The sequence below is a fragment of the Pantoea sp. Ae19-2 genome, assembly GCF_059801205.1.
The window spans coordinates 2,122,099-2,138,542 of the sequence record NZ_JBCHWE010000001.1 but is presented as its reverse complement, the minus strand read 5'-3'; the positions used below and the strand labels follow the sequence as shown (position 1 = coordinate 2,138,542).

12 protein-coding genes and 2 pseudogenes are annotated in these 16,444 nt (G+C 52.5%); 7 read left to right on the top strand and 7 right to left on the bottom strand.

The annotated features are described in order from the left end of the window. The first annotated feature begins 27 nt into the window (after positions 1–27). From AAIE03_RS09865 to AAIE03_RS09855, 3 genes are all read left to right on the top strand, one after another. Positions 28–2,565: a YbcC family protein gene (locus AAIE03_RS09865; RefSeq protein WP_498562979.1), complete on the top strand. Its 2,538-nt coding sequence runs from the start codon at positions 28–30 to the stop codon at positions 2,563–2,565. Positions 2,566–3,176: 611 nt separating this feature from the next. Continuing rightward, complete coding sequence (locus AAIE03_RS09860; RefSeq protein WP_014606073.1) at positions 3,177–4,295, top strand: alkene reductase; 1,119 nt, start codon at positions 3,177–3,179, stop codon at positions 4,293–4,295. A gap of 14 nt (positions 4,296–4,309) precedes the next feature. Continuing rightward, entirely contained in the window at positions 4,310–4,624 is a 315-nt protein-coding gene (locus AAIE03_RS09855) for an ArsR/SmtB family transcription factor (protein WP_014606072.1), read from the top strand. A gap of 200 nt (positions 4,625–4,824) precedes the next feature. Here the strand turns inward: AAIE03_RS09855 and AAIE03_RS09850 are convergent, their stop codons facing one another. Next, positions 4,825–5,154, bottom strand: coding sequence for a GNAT family N-acetyltransferase (locus AAIE03_RS09850; protein WP_498562978.1), 330 nt, complete (start codon positions 5,152–5,154; stop codon positions 4,825–4,827). Positions 5,155–5,210: 56 nt separating this feature from the next. Between AAIE03_RS09850 and AAIE03_RS09845 the strand changes: the two genes are divergently transcribed. Beyond that, a protein-coding gene (locus tag AAIE03_RS09845) for an IS3 family transposase (protein WP_152552422.1) occupies positions 5,211–6,331 on the top strand; the annotation gives its coding sequence in 2 pieces (ribosomal slippage) (positions 5,211–5,469 and positions 5,469–6,331; 1,122 coding nt in all). A 73-nt stretch (positions 6,332–6,404) separates the two neighbouring features. Here the strand turns inward: AAIE03_RS09845 and AAIE03_RS09840 are convergent. Next, entirely contained in the window at positions 6,405–6,917 is a 513-nt protein-coding gene (locus AAIE03_RS09840; RefSeq protein ID WP_116219671.1) for a GNAT family N-acetyltransferase, read from the bottom strand. Between the two features lie 63 nt (positions 6,918–6,980). Here AAIE03_RS09840 and AAIE03_RS09835 point away from each other — a divergent pair, with 63 nt between their 5' ends. Beyond that, positions 6,981–7,559 carry an XRE family transcriptional regulator gene (locus AAIE03_RS09835; protein WP_031283916.1) on the top strand — a complete coding sequence of 193 codons (579 nt, stop codon included), beginning with the start codon at positions 6,981–6,983 and terminating at the stop codon, positions 7,557–7,559. Positions 7,560–7,957: 398 nt separating this feature from the next. Here AAIE03_RS09835 and AAIE03_RS09830 read toward each other — a convergent pair whose 3' ends face one another. Next, positions 7,958–9,232 (bottom strand): MFS transporter, encoded by a 1,275-nt coding sequence (locus tag AAIE03_RS09830; RefSeq protein WP_064373604.1) that lies wholly within the window; start codon positions 9,230–9,232, stop codon positions 7,958–7,960. Beyond that, complete coding sequence (locus AAIE03_RS09825) at positions 9,207–10,277, bottom strand: amidohydrolase family protein (RefSeq protein ID WP_013025464.1); 1,071 nt, start codon at positions 10,275–10,277, stop codon at positions 9,207–9,209. Before AAIE03_RS09825 ends, AAIE03_RS09830 begins: the two co-directional genes overlap by 26 nt. A gap of 731 nt (positions 10,278–11,008) precedes the next feature. Between AAIE03_RS09825 and AAIE03_RS09820 the strand changes: the two genes are divergently transcribed. Beyond that, positions 11,009–11,704 (top strand): DJ-1/PfpI family protein, encoded by a 696-nt coding sequence (locus AAIE03_RS09820; RefSeq protein ID WP_498562977.1) that lies wholly within the window; start codon positions 11,009–11,011, stop codon positions 11,702–11,704. A 238-nt stretch (positions 11,705–11,942) separates the two neighbouring features. On the opposite strand, the gene AAIE03_RS09815 is transcribed toward AAIE03_RS09820, so the two are convergent. Then, positions 11,943–12,836 carry a dihydrodipicolinate synthase family protein gene (locus AAIE03_RS09815; RefSeq protein WP_488136548.1) on the bottom strand — a complete coding sequence of 298 codons (894 nt, stop codon included), beginning with the start codon at positions 12,834–12,836 and terminating at the stop codon, positions 11,943–11,945. Between the two features lie 61 nt (positions 12,837–12,897). Next, positions 12,898–13,129 (bottom strand): annotated as a pseudogene (locus AAIE03_RS09810) (hypothetical protein); the annotation flags it as partial. A 112-nt stretch (positions 13,130–13,241) separates the two neighbouring features. Between AAIE03_RS09810 and AAIE03_RS09805 the strand changes: the two are divergent. Beyond that, positions 13,242–13,523: pseudogene (locus tag AAIE03_RS09805) on the top strand (IS30 family transposase); the annotation flags it as partial. Positions 13,524–13,602: 79 nt separating this feature from the next. On the opposite strand, the gene fhuA reads toward AAIE03_RS09805, so the two are convergent. After that, the gene (gene fhuA / locus AAIE03_RS09800; protein WP_014606064.1) at positions 13,603–15,777 is read right to left on the bottom strand and encodes a ferrichrome porin FhuA; all 2,175 of its coding nucleotides are present in this window, start codon (positions 15,775–15,777) and stop codon (positions 13,603–13,605) included. Positions 15,778–16,444 lie beyond the last annotated feature (667 nt).

Sequence of the window (16,444 nt, the reverse complement as noted above, 5' to 3'; positions counted from 1 at the left end):
AACACTGACAACCTGGAGCGTTTCCTGATGGATACACTGACCAACAAAGAGAAATCCGTGTCGGCGAGCCTGACGCAATCCGCACGCAATGCAGATTCACGGCAGGCCGCCATTGAGCAAGCTTGCCACCGCGCCTGCCAGGCGATTGCACCGGCATGGCCACTGGATCGCACCATCGCTGTCAATCCTCATTGGGCGCGTATTGGCATGCCGGTGCGCAGGGTGGCCGCGCGCATGGCTGCGCTCGGCGGTATTCAGGTTTTCCCACCGCGCGATCGGCAGATGCAGGCCTGGCGTGAGGGGCGTATTAGCGTTGCCGATCTCACCCAGGCGCTGCACCAGCTACCTGAAGCGCAAGCGGCCGGCCTGACGGTTGAACAGTGCACGCAGGCGCTGCAAGCAGGTAGCCTGCAAGTACAGTTACCGCTGCTGATCGATGTGCTCGACAACGATCCCCATCGCCACAAAAGGTTATCCTGGCGGCAAGCCATCACGCATCAGGTTAGCCAAACCTGTGCGGCTTACTTCGACGAACACCAGGCGAGCTGGCAGCCCGAGCGTCATCAGGGCTTATATGCCTTCTGGCTCGACACGCTGAAGCACGACCATGGCATTGGTCTGTTAATGGGCTTACCGAACATCAGGCAGGCTATCAAGACGTTACCGGATAACGCCGTGGACGCTGGAGGCTGGGTCATTGAGCGGCTTGGCCTGTCTGAAACCGTGTGGGCAGATTATCTGGAGTCGGTGCTGCTTACCGTTAATGGCTGGGCCTCCTGGTGCGCGTATCTCGGCTGGCAGGCAGGGTTGGCGGGCGGTAAGGATGCGCACCTGCGTGAGTTACTGGCTATTCGTCTGGCCTGGGGCATCATCCTTTTAGAATGTAAAGATGATGCCGCCACCCGGCAAGCATTTGCTTCCCTTCAGCAGGCCTGGGCTCAGGCTCCTCACGTGTTGGAGGAGACCGAATACGCGATGCGGGTTGACGAAGTGTGGCAGCTGGCGCTGGAGATTGGCTATCAGCGTGAGTTGGCGCATCGGCTGGCCACGGCTAAGGGGCAGGATGTGGACGCTGAGGCGATCGAAGTCCAGGCCGCTTTCTGCATCGATGTTCGCAGTGAACCGTTGCGCCGCGCCCTGGAGGCCGCGAGTCCTGGCGTTCAGACGCTCGGCTTTGCGGGGTTCTTCGGCCTTCCGGTTGCGTACACGCCTCTTGCTACCCAAGCCCGGCGCCCCCAGTTACCCGGTTTACTTGCGCCTTCCATCGACGTCAACGACCGTATTGTGAGCGCGAATTCGACGCCATCCCGGGCCGATACAGCGCTGCAAAACGCAGCCAGCAGGTCGCGTCAGGCCCGATTTGCCATGGCCGATCAGTGGAATGCCGTTAGCCACTGGCCCGGTGCCGCCTTCTCCTTTGTGGAAGCGGTCGGACTGGGCTACTCCGTCAAGCTGGTGAAGGGGTTACTGCCGGGCAAAAAAGCACGTGCCAGGGACGATCTGGCTGGCCTGGCTGCGCGTTACCGTGCGATCTGCCGTCCACAGTTGGTTGGGCTGAATACAGAGGCTAAAGTTAAGCTGGCGGCGGGAGTTCTTCATGCCATGGGCCTGGCGCAACGTCTGGCTCCGACAGTGCTCCTTGTCGGTCATGGCAGCCAGTCAGCTAACAATGCTCACGCAGCGGCACTGGACTGTGGTGCCTGCTGTGGCCAGACCGGCGAAGTGAATGCGCGCAGCCTGGCCCAGTTGCTCAATGAACCGGCGGTTCGCCAGGGGCTGAAACTGCAAGGCGTGGACGTTCCTGATTCAACGGCGTTCGTGGCTGCGCTGCACAACACGACCACCGATGAAATCGAGTGGTTCGATCTCGACCTGCTGCCCCAGGCGGCGCGTGCACGCTGTGAGAGGATACAACCGATTTTTCATCAAGCCTGCGACCAGGTACGCCGTGAGCGAGCGCCCGGCCTGCAACTGGACCCGCAAGCACGTGAGGATGTGTTACTGGGTCAGTTACGCCGTCGCGCTAACGACGGCGCGCAAACCCGACCTGAATGGGGACTCGCGGGCAACGCTGCCTTTCTGATCGCGCCGCGTCACCGTAGCCGCGGCGTAGTACTGAGCGGGCGCAGTTTTCTGCATGATTACGACGCCAGTCAGGATGTTGACGGTAGCCTGCTGGAGGGTTTAATGACCGCTCCGATGCTGGTTACACACTGGATCAACTGGCAGTATCACGCATCCACTTGCGATCCGCAGCGACTGGGCAGCGGCAACAAGGTGCTGCATAACGTGGTGGGTGGACGCATCGGCGTCTTTGAGGGCAACGGCGGCGATCTGCGCATCGGCTTGTCACGCCAGTCGCTCCACGACGGCGAGCGCTGGATGCACGAGCCGCTGCGCCTGACAGTAGTTATCGACGCACCGCAAACGGCCATTGAAGCGGTAATCGGAAAGCATGAGGTCATCCGGCAACTGCTGGATAACGGCTGGCTCCATCTGTGGCGCTTTGAGGCGGCAGGTTTGGCGCGCTATGCGCGCGGATGCTGGCTCGCGTTGGACCTGTAGCGTACCTGAGGTCGTATTCGCCCCGAGCCGTTTGCGCGAAATCGAGCGGCTGCCTGTTCAGGGCAGCCTCTGCAAACGGCTGTTACCGCCCCTGAAGATAACGGATGCCGTGCCGGTACACATCTTCAGCCACTGCCGATGTACGGGGGATGACAAACGGCCCCAATGCTCTGTAGTGTTTGAGACGCGCAATCCAGGCTTGCTGACCTTCTGCCCCAGATAGGAATTTTACCGAAAAATACAGGCTGCTGGATTAAGTCGCCCGGCAGAGATCAACCGCGCCCTGCAACGCTGCGTGAGTGCGGGATAATCAGCATCAGGGGAGCGTTAATTTCTGTGGATGTCGTAGATATCACCGCATCGGCGATCACTTCGCACCAGGCGCAACGCCTGCGCCGCACGACATCAGCTTAAGAATGCGCGCGGGATCGTGTTCGCTGTGCGCGAGGAGGAGACATCCGCCGTTTTCCTGATGCGGATAGCGGTTTTGTTGGCGTCTTCACTGACGCATTAACAGGGAGCAGGGCTGTATGACCGCACAAATTACACATTTACAAATTTAAATGTGTAAATATAATATTGTCTTTCTTTCTTCTCACAGGATAATTGTTATGTCGTCTCTCTTCGCGCCCCTGACGCTGGGTGATCTCAGCTTGCGTAACCGTATTGCGCTCCCACCGCTAACCCGTTGCCGCAGTGAGCAGCCGGGCAACGTACCCGGCACGATGATGGTGGACTACTATCGCCAGCGTGCCAGTGCGGGATTTATGGTAACCGAAGGGACGCAAATTGAGCCACGCGGACAGGGATATGCCTGGACACCTGGCATTCACAGCGAAGCACAAATCGCGGGTTGGCGAAAAGTAACCGACGCCGTTCATGCAGAAGGTGGGATCCTCTTTTGCCAACTCTGGCACGTTGGTCGCGTATCGCACAATGAACTGCAGCCCGGAAAGCAGCCACCTGTTGCACCTTCAGCCGTTGCCGCCAGCGGCGTACGGGTATTTATCGAAACCGGGCCTGGTGCCGGTATTCTGACGGAACCCAGCATGCCGCGCGAGTTAACCACATCGGAAGTGAAAGCGATTGTGGCGATGTACCGTACGGCGGCGGAGAATGCCAAAAAAGCGGGCTTTGACGGTATCGAACTGCATGCCGCCAATGGTTATCTGATCAATCAGTTTATTTCTGAACATACTAACTTCCGCACCGATGAATATGGCGGTTCGCTTGATAACCGTCTGCGCTTCCTGCGTGAAGTCACCGAGGCCGTGAGTTCAGTGTTTGGCAGTCATCGTGTCGGCGTGCGTTTCGCGCCTCTGTTCTCAAGCACAGAGGAAGAGCGCGTTTATCTGGGGCTGGTGGAGAGCGATCCGCAGGCTACCTACCTCCGTGCGGCCCAGATGCTGAACGCGCTCGAAACGGGATATCTCTCCATCGCCGAAGCTGACTGGGACAACAGCCCGGATATGCCTGAAGATTTTCGCAAAGCGCTTCGCGAAGCCTTCCGTTCGCCCATTATGTATTCGGGCCGTTACACCAAAGAAAAAGCCGAGCGCATGCTGGAAAAGGGATGGGGAGATCTGTTTGGCTTCGGGCGCACGTTTATCGCTAACCCCGATTTACCGGCGCGTTTTAAAATGGGCTATCCGCTGAACGACGTCGATAGCGCCTCACTGTATGGTGGAAGCCAGAAAGGCTATACTGACTATCCTTTTTATTCTGCTTGAGGTTTGAAGACGGCATGACACCCGAAAATGCCATTAAATTACTGGCCAACCCGACACGGGTTGCGGTGCTCAAATGGCTTAAAAGCCCTGACGAAGCCTTTGCTGATTATTCTCAGCTCTATCCCTTCGATCAGTACGGTGTCTGTGCCAGTCTTATTCAGGACAAAGCGGGCCTTTCACAGCCCGCTACCTCACTGTGTCTTAAAGCGCTGCATGATGCCGGTCTGCTTGAGGCCAGTAAGGTAGGCAAATGGACCTACTATCGCCGACGCGAACAGGCGGTATGCGAGATGAATGAGGCGATCATCAGGTCTCTCCAGCAGCTGTAGGCGGCTTCTCAAAGAGGAATGCCCCTCTTAAAACCGTGCGTCAGACATTAAAATCACCCGCTTATGCGCACCTTCGCTTGCGGCGCAACGCTCACAGACTCGTGGAGAAACGTTCACAAAGCGCCCACAGTGGACTGGATGGATGCCGGAAGAGCAGGGGATACAGGCCGTTAACGTTTAATGTATGGTCAGATAAAACGTTAACCGTACCGCGATATTGCCTGTCGCTTTAAGGCCGCGTCCGGGCAGGGCAGGCTGAGAACCATCACCGTAACAGATTCACCCGCTACGAGACGTTGTTCACGTTCTTTCCAGCCTAAATTCCGGTAAAGCGCCTGCTTGTCAGGCGTATAGAGCCAGAGTTCAGGAATATTTCTTTCAGTAGCTAATTCAACGATGCGTTTTATTAATGCAGAGCCTATCCCCTTGCCACGATGCGTAGAATGGGGAATCACTTCGCCTGACCAGTAGATGCGCTCAAGGTTATCTCCAGGTTCATAACATATAAGGCGACCTGACCTGCTCCCCATTGATTAATACACCGCGATGTTAGTAATGTCTTCATAAGCCACATGAGGACATCCCCATGAAGAAGCGATTTTCCGACGAACAGATCATCAGTATTCTCCGCGAGGCAGAAGCCGGGGTTTCGGCCCGGGAACTCTGCCGTAAGCATGCTATTTCAGACGCCACCTTTTACACCTGGCGCAGGAAGTTTGGCGGCATGGAAGTCCCCGAAGTGAAGCGGCTCAAGTCACTTGAAGAGGAGAACGCCCGCCTTAAGAAGCTGCTCGCTGAAGCCATGCTGGATAAGGAGGCGCTTCAGGTGGCTCTGGGCCGAAAGTTCTGACGACGGACCAGAAGCGGGAAGCCGTGGAAGCCATGTGTGAGACAACGGGTCTGTCGCAACGCCGTGCCTGCAGGCTGGCCGGTCTGTCACTTTCAACCTGCCGTTATTCGGCTCAGCGCCCGGCTGCTGACGCGCAGCTGTCTTTACGTATCACAGAGCTGGCACTTGAACGCCGCCGATTTGGTTACCGCCGCATCTGGCAGTTATTGCGTCGGGAGGGCTTTCACGTCAACCACAAGCGGGTTTACCGCATCTGTCACCTTAACGGTCTGGGTGTAAAACGCAGGCGGCGCCGTAAGGGGCTGGCGACTGAACGGCTTCCGCTTCTTCGCCCGGATGCGCCGAACCTGACATGGTCGATGGATTTTGTCATGGATTCACTTGCCAGCGGCCGCCGGATTAAGTGCCTGACCTGCGTAGATGATTTCACGAAGGAGTGCCTGACGATCACCACGGCATTCGGGATTACAGGCGTTCAGGTGACACGTATTCTGGACAGCATTGCGCAGTTTCGTGGCTATCCTGCAACGATAAGAACCGATCAGGGCCCGGAATTTACCTGCCGCGCGCTCGATCAATGGGCCTTTGAACATGGCGTTGAGCTGCGCTTAATCCAGCCGGGCAAGCCAACGCAGAACGGATTTATTGAGAGTTTCAACGGTCGCTTTCGGGATGAATGCCTGAATGAACACTGGTTCAGCGATATTCTTCATGCCCGGAAAATCATTAATGACTGGCGGCAGGACTATAACGAGTCCAGACCTCATTCATCGCTGAATTACCAGACGCCGTGTGAATTTGCAGCATGCTGGCGAAACGGGAAACATGAAGAAAAACCAACCGGCATTACTAACTGAAGGTTGTATCAAATACTGGGGGCAGGTCATTGTGTCTCTGATTACTACTACTCTGGCGTTCTGAGAATATTCGCTATAAAGGGTGTTCCCGTGTATCCAGGCGTAGCTGAAAAAACGTTAGATCCAGCCAGCGGCCAAACTTTGTACCCACCTCTGACATTTTGCCAACCTCTGTGAAGCCGAGCTTTTTGTGAAGCGATATGGATGCGACGTTTTCAGATTCAATGCCAGCTACCATGACATGTTTACCCTGAACGGCAGCCCGCCTGATCAGTTCCTCCATCAGAGCTTTACCTGCTCCACGTCCCCGGGCTCTTTTGTGCACATATACGGAATGCTCAACGGTGTGGCGATAACCGTCCCACGGACGCCAGTCACCATATGAGGCATATCCCAGTACGGAATCGTCCACGTCAACAAAGACAATGACGGGAAATCCTGCCTCACAGCGGTCTCTCATCCACTTTATTCGATTAAGAAAATCGACCTTGTTGTCATTCCAGATAGCCGTGGTATTGAGCACTGCGTCATTATAAATCTCAGCAATGGTTTCAGCATCGCGTTCTGTTGCAGTACGAATTTGCATAGTAGACACCCCGCCTTTCATTTACTAAAGTAGACTAACCGTACACTATCTTATTTATCTATTATGCTAGATGATTTGTCCAGTAAAGAAGATGACTTAAACGTTCGTATTGGCCTGAAGGTGAAGTTTGAAAGAGAAAGACGGGGCTGGTCCCTGACCGATTTTGCCGAAAATTCAGGTGTATCACGGGCGATGATTCATAAAATCGAGCGTGGTGAAAGCAGCCCGACAGCAACCCTGCTTGCGAGACTTTCTGGCGCTTTCGATATGTCTATGTCCCAGCTGCTTGCTGAAACGGAAGCTCGCACCGGTATGCTTGTCAGATATGAAGATCAGGCCGTATGGCAGGACCCTGAAACAGGCTACATTCGTCGCCATGCTTCACCGGGTCAGATACCTGTAGACCTGGTCAGCATTGAGCTTCCTGCAAATACTGCCGTGCCTATGCCAGCTATCTCGTATCTTTCACGACGTCAGCTCATCTGGGTCATTGAGGGTAAGCTGACATTTATTGAGGGCAGCACAACATTTGAGATGTCACCGGGTGATTGTCTTGAGCTGGGCGATCCTGCTGACTGTATCTTCAAAAATGATACCGGTGACCTTTGCCGCTATGCCGTAGTAGTTCTCAAGCCATCCTGATTACGTGCATATTAACTAATTATTTAAGAGTTAACGGAAAGTTACTCAGGCGAAGATTCTCCTGCGTGACTGCATTTTTTACAGGTCAATCTTATAACCGTTCAGGTGATAGTCAGGTCTTTTCCTGGCACCTAAAAGTTAGGTTCAGGCGATGTCCGCTTCTGGCACAAAGCGGGCATCATTTTCAGCAAGAAAAGTAAAAAGCGAAAGCCAGATTAACGCTCTTCCGATAGTCGGCCTGTGGCAGCAAGAGTCGCACGTCATTAGGGTGATGAATTGATCGGAAGCGGTGGGCCCGGAAAGAGGGTTAGCATTGTACTGACCATCGGTTGTCTCTTCACGCCACTGAATAAAGCACGACCAAAACAGCCGTGCCTTATCAGGCTAAAGGAAAAGGGCTATTGCAGCTTAATGCCTTTCGTTTCGGGTGCCATCCACACGACAACCATCGCGGCGATAAAGGCCACAACGGTAGTCGCCAGCCCTGCGGTAAATCCTCCTATGCTGGCAACATAGCCAATGAGTAGCGGCGCAATAAACCCACCTAAGCGACCGCCGTTATAAGCCAGACCCATTAAAAAGCCGCGTGACTGTGTGTCGCCAATCATTTCGGCAAGGAACGGCCCGGAGCCGGCAAAGATGCCGTTTACACCAAACCCCGCCATAAAGATGGCGGCCATCAGAATCAATGGCTGAGTTGTCGCCAGATACAGGCCGACTGCCACAGCGCCGATAAACAGGTAGATCAAAAACATGGGCCTGCGTCCCCATTTATCTGCCAGGAGTGAAAACACAAGGAAGCCGGCAATCGCACCTGTTTGTAAGGCAAGTACAAATTTCAGGCTGTGCAGGAAATCAAGATGCTTCACTTCACGAAGATAGGTGGGCGTCCAGGTGAAAACCCCCCAGAACAGATACTGAATGAAAAAGATAAAGGTAAAGGCCAGTAACAGTCCTTTGAGGTTTGTTTTGCCCGACCGCGCCGTTTGGGTCGGTCTGTTAATCCGTTCCCGCTGGCGTGCCAGCCACACTGGCGATTCAGGCGTGATATACGCAATGACCATCATGATAAAAACCGGCAAGGCGCCAATCATGAAAAGGTATCGCCAGCCGCCGTTTTCCAGTTTGCCTGTCATCGCCGTGACCAGTGCCGTCAGCCCAATCGCTAAAATGGCCCCCACCGGCAGTCCCATTTGCATCAGTGCACCACCCCGGGCACGGCGTTCAGGACGCCATGTTTCGGCGATGAGTGCTGCGCCAGAGGTCCACATTCCACCCATTCCCAGTGCCCCGCAAAATCGCAACAAAACAAAGGTTTGTTGATGATGAGAAAAGGCCAGGAGTCCTGAGAAAAGCGAATAGATCGTAATACAAATGAAAGCGGTTCTGACTCGTCCGATTTTGTCGGCGACCATCCCGAACAGAATGCCGCCAATGATCTGTCCGCCAGCCGTGGTGCTGATAAACAGACCCAGTTCAGTTTTGCTGACAGCAAACACCACGCCAAGCACAGGCAATAAAAGCGATAGCAAAAATGAGTCATAGCTTTCAAAAGCCCACCCGAGCCCACCCAACGCGAGCGTTCGTTTTTCTACCGATGTTTGAGAGAGTGTCAGGTTGGCTTCATTCTGTTCCAGTGGATGAGTCTCATGCGGTCTTGATTTGATATTCATCAGCATTCTCCAGGGAAGATAAGCGATAGCTTAACGCTGCGGTGCGCCAGAAAAGATGTGCTTTTTCCTCGACGGACGCGTGCTCCGCCAACCGTTTGCAGGCGTTCCAGAAAACGCCATAGCTGAACATGCCTTTGTCGACCGGAAAATTGCTTGCAAACATACAGCGCCTGACGCCGAACGTTTCGACCAACGTTTCAAACAGTGGCCGCCAGGCGAGACACAGCGCCCGCGAGTCTGGCGGTGTGGCGCTTTGTGCGAAGGGAAAGCCCATGACAGTCATACCAAAGCCGCTGATCTTCATGCTCACGTTTGGCCGTTCAGCCAGAGCGGTAATGGATTTTTGCCACGCCTGAAAGGCGGTATCCCTTTTGCTGGCATAAGGCCCCGTGCCGAGCGGCCCGCCGCAGTGGTCCACAATGATATGAAGATCGGGCAACGCATCTGCCAGCGCAATAATGTCATCAAGCTGGGTGTGGTAAACCCAGACATCCAGCGAAAGTCCGTTCCGGACAAGGCAGGCTGCGCCTTTGCGAAATGCGGTAGTGGTGGCAAGGCCAGCAGGGGGTGTGACAGGGCTTGATACAACGCGAGGATCACTGTGCCAGGCAAGCGGATTACGCAGCCCTCGTAAACGTCCACCAGAGCGCGCCATCATGAGTTCAATGACGGGTTGCAGGTCATCCTCTGCCAGCAAACTGACACCACCCACTATCGCTTCACAGCCTGATGCCTTGCCATAGTGGCCACTGTCAAACATAGCGGCAGCGCCGCTCGCGAACTCAACCTCACCGACTGGCCTGAAGGTTTCTGGTCCGTTACGGCGCAGCATGGAACGGCACTGCACATAAACCGTCGACAGAACCCGGTGTCCGGACTGCTCAATATCGTGGCTGAAATCAGGAACCAGATAACGTCCTGACTGGCGATCCCATAAGTGATGATGAGCATCGACTATCGCCAGATCGGGCATCAACGCTTTTTCGTGATGCAGTGCCAGCCAGTTTTCTCTGACAGGCAAATGCGGTGCATTAACTGTCTCCATCGCTTCCCCTTATGCTTTTTAACCGCGTCTGTTCTGACGTTGCTCACAGGGCTCAGAAGCCAGGCTGAATGCAACTCAGGGTTTACAGGGTAAAACTGTGTTTTACAGAATGAATCGACTATAAAGTCATTTCCTGAGGGCAAGCCAGTAAAAAGAGAATGTTAATCGTGTAAATAAGGTGTTAATCACAAATAGCCTTTATTAACACCAAAGTTGTGTTTCAGAGGGACCATCCCGGTGCAAACTGTACGTATCAATCAGTAGAACATGGGCGAAAGCGGATGTTGGCCATTCATATATCTACGATTCTTACGTTGACTTGCTTAGATGGATACCATTAATTCAGAGACTAACTGGCATGCTCTGAGGTTGCATATGTTGATTTATAACGTTTTTGGGCGGCCTTTTCGCCGCGCTGTTTCAGCGTGGCCAGCAGCTCGAAGGGATGGGGGGCCACCTGGCCTGCACCCCAATAATCACAGCAATGCTGAAATATCAATGTCTGCTCCTGGCACAAAGCGACTATGCGTAGGTGATGTCTGCGATGAGCGAGAATCGGATGTTTTACCCATAAATCATCCTGACGTTTGGGTGGGTCATAAATTGCTTAACGCTACGATAATAAAGCTGGGTTAAACATGACATCCATTCGGCGCGCGTCTGTTTTTTACGCAACGGTTGCCTTTGTTAAAGGAAAAGCCATTATATCTTTTTAGGTTAAAGGATTTTCTATGCGTGATTCTGCAAGCAAATCAATCGGGCTGCTCCTGTTCCCAGCGCTTACTCAGCTTGATCTTACCGCGCCATATGAAGTTTTCGTCAGGGCACCCAATACAAAGGTTCATCTCATCTGGAAAAATCTGGACCTTGTTGTTTCCGATCGTGGTATGGCTATACAGCCAACGAGCACTTTTAACACATGCCCACAACTGGATGTAATTTGTATCCCCGGAGGGCCTGGTCAGATAAACCTAATGGATGATGAAGACGTTCTTTCATTTATCCGTTTCCAAAGTGAAGAAGCAAAGCTGGTGACTTCTGTATGCACTGGTTCGCTCATTCTGGGCGCAGCAGGACTTCTGGATGGATATAAAGCAACGACGCACTGGGCTTCTCTGGACCAACTCGCTCTGTTAGGTGCGGAGCCGGTTAATGAGCGCGTCGTCCGTGACCGTAACCGTATAACCGGCGCAGGTGTCACTTCAGGTATAGATTTTGCGCTCACCGTTGTATCAGAAATGCACGGGAGCAGTATTGCTGAAAATATTCAACTGCATATGGAATATGATCCCGCTCCGCCGTTTACCTGTGGCTCGCCCCGAACTGCATCTGAAGAGCAGTTAAAAAAGGCGCGGGAACAAACAGCGCCATTTATTGAAAAGAGGCGACAGGCGACGTTAAAAGCCGCAGCCAGACTACAGAAATAAGGCTTAACGAAAGAGGGGGGCCCTTTTCGACTTTCACTCCCCGCGCCTGGCACAAACCGGACATGTCCATCAGGCAACGCCCGCATTAAACCGGGCAGCGGACAACGCGGTCTCACGCTCTGCACGAGTGCTTGAAACCTGCCCGGCCCACGGCGCTCATGATGATAAGGCGCATTATTAAGATTATGCTCCAGCCAGATATGTTGAGGATCGGCGGATAACCGATCCTGTTGGCGCGTTATTTAAGATCCAGATCTGCAATCACACTTGCGACATCGGCAATATCTTCTTTCGACAACGGCAGCAGGGGACGAGGCAGACAGTCTGGATCGGTAAGCCCGAGTATGCCTGCTGCAGCGGCGATTACACGGATGCTTCCCCCATGTTTACGAAACAGCGCCCATAAAGGTTCCAGACGGGTAGTGAAGGCAGTCACGCGTTCATGGTCGTTAACTGCGGCGGCCTGCGTAATTTGTTTGGCGGTTTCCGGAAACAGACCACCGCAAACGGAATACCAGACTTCACAACCGGCATTTAACCCCAGACCGGCACTGGCGTCACCGCTGATGCCAATGGTCATGCCAGGACGAAGATGTTGCCGTAATGCATTGACCCGTTCAGCCGCAGCAACGGGATTATCCGATACGCCTGGAATTTTAACTGAGCGAATGCCCTTCAGTGACGACAGCTGCCCGTGCAGTTCATCTGTGAACGTGAAATGCGTGGTCCGTGGGTTGTCATAAACACAAACCGGGACTGAAACATGTCGGGTAACCGTCTCATAAAACGCATAAACCTCTTCATTACGCAGCGGCTGGTAGCTCATCGCCGGAAGCAGCAACGCATCAGCGCCTGCAGACTGCGCATCTTCAGCCAGATGCAGGACGGCATCGGTGCTCATTGCACCCACGCAAACCATCATGGGGATTTGCCCGGCAATCTGACGGGCGAGCGTTGCGACGCGTTTACGCTTTTCCCTGCTCAAATAGGCATAGCTGCCGGTTGAACCCAGAATACCCAACGAATCGACACCGGCTGCCGTCAGGCGAGCCAGAATCTTAGTCAATCCCTCTTCATCGACACCACGCGCCGTGACAGGTGTTAACGGGAAAGCAGACAAACCGGTAAACATTCAGTTTCTCCAGAGCAGAGTTGAAGGCGTTATTCGCCGATGAGGGTGACGTGACACTGTATTTCTTCAGGCCTTCGGTCAGCATCGTTCCCGCGTCATGAAGCTGCTCAGGTGGCATCTGAGGCAGACTTTCCAGAATAAACCACATGTGTTCAGCTTCAACGCTTAAGCGCGTTCTGGTTCCCTGCCGCCCGTTGCAGCGACGGCTGGTTAATCGACATTATCGCACCAGACGACTTTACCAGGCGAAGGATATTCCACCGTCAGACCCCTTATTTAAGGGTATCAAAGGGGTTATCGTCACTCTGCAGAACGCCATTCCGGCTTGCTTATGCTGGCTAAAGTCTGGGACAGCAGATCCTAAGGGTGATGCCTCCACTCATCACATAAGCCCTGGAATGAGCTGCTGAGCGTTATAAAATATCAACATGGATTCGGGGAGGTGAAAGGATCAGTCACACCTAATTTACTGTAGCGACAGACATTCGGATTTATTTCTGTGCTCCTCAATCTCCCTGGCAATGCGGCTTAAATGAAAATACGAACAGCGTGCTCAGACAACATTTTCCCTCAGGCACTTGTTTACCGGGTTACCGCCAGTAAAGCGTTTATGGCGTCGCCCGGCCGCTCGACGAGAGGCCGGGAAATCCGCCATACCCTGAATCACCCGCAGAGCGATTCAATTAATGTGTTGCATCCATCGGTGGAACTCGCAGAATAAAAGCCAGTCTGATTCTGGGAAACATTCATTTCAGGACGTGCATTATCAGAACCTGAGCGTAGCCGTTGCCGTAATTTGTCGCTCCGCGCCGTAAAAACACGCCGTCGTGGCGTAACAGCCTGCGACGTAGTTCTTATCAAAAAGATTGTTAACATTTAAGCCAATTGATGAACCCGGCAGATTGAACCTGCTCAGATCGTACTGGATGACGGCATTCCAGATCGTGTAGGGCTTCACTTTAAAGGAGTTAGCGTTATCACCTTCCGTCGACCCGACATAGCGACTTCCCAGCCCTAACGTCAATCCGCTTAACGCCGTTTCATGAAAAGTGTAGTTTCCCCATAATGCCGCCATATTTTTAGGGATCTCAGCTGGGCGATTACCTTCGTATGAGGTGTCTTTGGTATACTCAGCATCCGTGTAGGAATAGCTGCCGATAATATCCACATTTTCTGTCAGTGCTGCTTTCGTCTCCAGTTCTATGCCTCTGGAGCGTAACTCGCCATTTTGCACTGAATATAAAATATGCTCAGGATCTGACGTCAGATTTTTATCTTTTGTTATCTGGAACAGCGATAAGGTGGCGGAAATCAATTTACCGTCAGGTATATATTTGATTCCGGCTTCATACTGTTTGGCGCGAGATGCCCGAAACATTTTCCCTGTATAATCCGCTCCTGCTGTTGGCAGGAAGGATTCACTGTAGCTAATGAAAGGTGAAAGACCATTATCAAACAGGTAGTTCAGACCTCCTCGCCATGTAAATTCATTATCGTCCTGTTTGGAGGCGGAATTGTTATTAAGGCGATTGACGCTGTCTGCTTCAGACCAGTCATAACGACCACCCAATGTTAATAGCCAGTGATTCCATTCAGCCTGATCCTGCAAATAGAGGCCAGTCTGTTCAAGACGATCGACCTGACTCCTGTAACCGAAATATTGTACAGCGGTATTACCATACACAGGATTAACCAGGTTCAGACTGGATGCCAGACCGAGCGCCTGCCAGACATCATTCCGTGTGCGCCGGTAATCTATGCCCATAAGCAGGGTATGGTCTGTGTTACCTGTAGAAAATTTATTTTGCACCTGAGTATCCATCGCGAAGCTCGATAAATGCTCTTTGGCCGCAAGTGCACCCCGGGTTAAAAAAGAAGGATCAAACGGAGAAACACTGCTTCCATAGATGGTTCGGTAATCCATATCTACCGTTCCGTAGCGCAAGTTCTGACGCACAGTCCAGTTGTCATTAATTTGATGCTCAAAGGTATAACCGACTAACTTCTGCTTACGGGAAATTTTGTTATAACCCGGTTCCCCATCATTAAAACTTGTGGGTAATTTTCCACCCGCACCGCTGGTTACCGTGCCGTCTTTCGGTAAATAGCCAAACCATCCTATATTGGGTTCATCGAGGAAACTGCTTAAAAAAGTAAACTGAGTTTTGTCATCGGGGCGCCATGTGAATGAAGGCGCTAATGAATAACGCTTTGCTTTTTCACCCGTCTGTTGCTGGTCCTGATCGCTGGCTACACCTGTCAGGCGGTAGGTTAATTTCTCATCATCATCAACCGCGCCGCCAAAATCAAAGCCCGTCTGGAAAAGATTATGGTTGCCAGTTTTAAACTGCACTTCGCGAATGGTCTGCGGCGTGGGGCGCTTACTGACCAGCGCGATAACACCGCCAGGCTCACTCAGACCATACAGAACAGATGCAGGGCCACGCAGCAATTCAGCACGTTCAAGCATGTAAGGATCGACCTGGAAGGAAGTAAAACTGTCGGCCTGAAGTTTGAGTCCGTCCAGATAAATATTATCCGAGATCTGGCTGAACCCCCGGATATTGACTGAATTAAAGCCGCTTACCGATCCCCGACTGTCAACCATCACATCTGCAGCGTAACGAAAAGCATCTTTCAGCGTCGGTGGGTCCAGCAAATCCATCTCTTCACGCGTAACAACGGTAATGGACTGAGGCGTTTTACGGAGTGGCGTGTCAGTTTTAGTCGCTGTCGCGCTTCGCTTTGCCACCACAGAGCCTACTGGCCCCCAGGCATTTTCTTCCGGGGGAGTCTCCCCCTCGCTTGTTACAGTGAGGGTATTCTGTTTAGTCGCAGCCACGGCGCTGTCTGCTGACAGTGCAGGGAATGACAGTGAACTCATTAATGCACTAAGCATTACTGCACAAGAACGTGGAATCAGAGCTCTTCGAACTTTCATGTCTGTATGTACTCGTCTAGGTTTAATAAAATACATTTCACTGAAACGAATAAGAGCCAGGTTGCTCACGATGTTTTTTTAAACATCAGTATGCTTTTCATAACGTTAAATCGTACCCGAATGGTCGTATCCACGCCTTCCATGACTTCGTTATCAGTCAATGCCACTTACCCTGCGCTGCAGTGAATTCAGCACCTGTTGCCGCTGCAGTACGCTGACTCCTGACATTTCAATCACATAAGACTCATGTAATTAAAAATAAAAATCATTCTCATTTAACAGCGAAAATCTTTTTTCCGATAGCGAAACACAGACATAAAATTTTTCATTTCAGCCAAAAGTTGCCTGTTTTCTTTACATCAGGGTAAAGACAGATTTAACGACAGAAAACGCGGGCGCACTCGGGCAATCGTTTCGGACAATTAAGGGATGAGTGCCTGTCAGACAGGCAGTTTAAAAGGGGGGAATATTAACGTTGCTGCAGAAAAGTCGGTTCTTTTACGCACTGTCGGTAAGGTAATGGCGCTGACAGTGCGAATCTTTTTCGTCTTACGTGCTGCCGGATGATAAGCAATACCCATCCAGAATCGTTCCCCTTAGGTGCCTCAACACTGTCTTGAATTGCGACGGGAGGTATGTTCAAAAAGAAGTCAGAGATGCTGCAGGA